We start from the raw sequence: 1304 nt of genomic DNA, 5'->3' as shown, positions 1-1304 counted from the left end.
GCCGGAGGCTCCAACTTCTGAGTAAAAGGAGCCATTATGAGCAAGACCACGAACAAATTTTCACCTGAAGTCCGCGACCGTGCGGTCCGCATGGTATTTTCCCATGAGGGCGATTATCCGTCCCGTTGGGCAGCGATTGTATCCATCTCCAGCAAGATTGGCTGTGTCCCTCAGACCCTGAACGAATGGGTCAAGAAAGCAGAGGTGGACAGCGGCCAGCGGGCTGGTATGCCGACCGAGGTTGCCGACAAGCTGAAGGCCCTTGAACGGGAGAACCGGGAACTGAGGCAAGCCAACGAGATCTTGCGCAAGGCATCGGCTTATTTTGCCCAGGCGGAGCTCGACCGCCCACTGAGACGTTGATCAGTTTTATCGACGAGCACCGGGACCTGTATGGGGTCGAGCCGATCTGTCGTTTGCTGCAGATCGCCCCATCCACATACCACCACCATCTGGCCTGTCGCCGTGACCCGTCACTTCTGTCTGCACGGGCACAGCGCGATATGGCACTGAAGCCGGAGATTGCCCGTGTCTTTGAGGAGAACTTTCTGGTCTACGGTGTCCGCAAAATATGGCGTCAACTCGGCCGTGAAGGCTTTCATGTGGCCCGCTGCACAGTCGAGCGTCTGATGCGCGAGATGGGGCTACAAGGCGCCATTCGAGGCAAGCCTGTTCGCACCACCTTTAGCGACAAGTCAGCCCCTTGTCCACTTGACCAAGTGAACCGCGAGTTCCATGCCCCGGCACCCAACATGTTGTGGGTGTCTGACTTCACTTATGTCGCCACATGGCAGGGCTTTGTTTATGTAGCTTTTGTCATTGATGTGTTTGCCAGGCGCATCGTTGGCTGGCGGGTCAGCAGGACGGCACATACGGGCTTTGTGCTGGACGCACTTGAACAGGCTCTGCATGACCGCAGGCCAGCAAGAAAAGGCGGGCTTATCCATCACAGTGACCGGGGCAGCCAGTATGTCTCGATCCGATACACCGAACGCTTGGCAGAAGATGGTATCGAACCATCGGTTGGCAGCGTCGGGGACAGTTACGACAACGCACTCGCCGAGACGATCAACGGGCTCTACAAGGCCGAAGTCATCCATCGGCGAGGGCCGTGGCGGTCATTTGAGATGGTTGAATTTGCGACGCTTGAATGGGTCGACTGGTTCAATCATCGACGCCTGCTGGAGCCAATCGGCAACATTCCACCTGCCGAGGCTGAGAGAAATTACTACGCCATGCTGGACGAACGCCCCATGGCCGCTTAACTTAAACCAACCTGCCTCCGACAATCCCGGGGCGGTTCA

Annotated in this window: 1 protein-coding gene and 1 other annotated feature; the gene reads left to right on the top strand. The window is 57.2% G+C overall.

The features are described 5' to 3' along the window. Positions 1–36: 36 nt before the first annotated feature. A protein-coding gene (locus ACFO5Q_RS16720) for an IS3 family transposase (protein WP_156431930.1) occupies positions 37–1265 on the top strand; the annotation gives its coding sequence in 2 pieces (ribosomal slippage) (positions 37–325 and positions 325–1265; 1230 coding nt in all). Then, positions 318–434: a sequence feature (AL1L pseudoknot), on the top strand. It overlaps the preceding gene by 117 nt. Positions 1266–1304: the final 39 nt, after the last annotated feature.

The organism is Kordiimonas lipolytica, from assembly GCF_042651265.1.
GTDB lineage: Bacteria > Pseudomonadota > Alphaproteobacteria > Sphingomonadales > Kordiimonadaceae > Kordiimonas > Kordiimonas lipolytica.
This window is presented reverse-complemented; position numbering and strand designations above follow the sequence as displayed.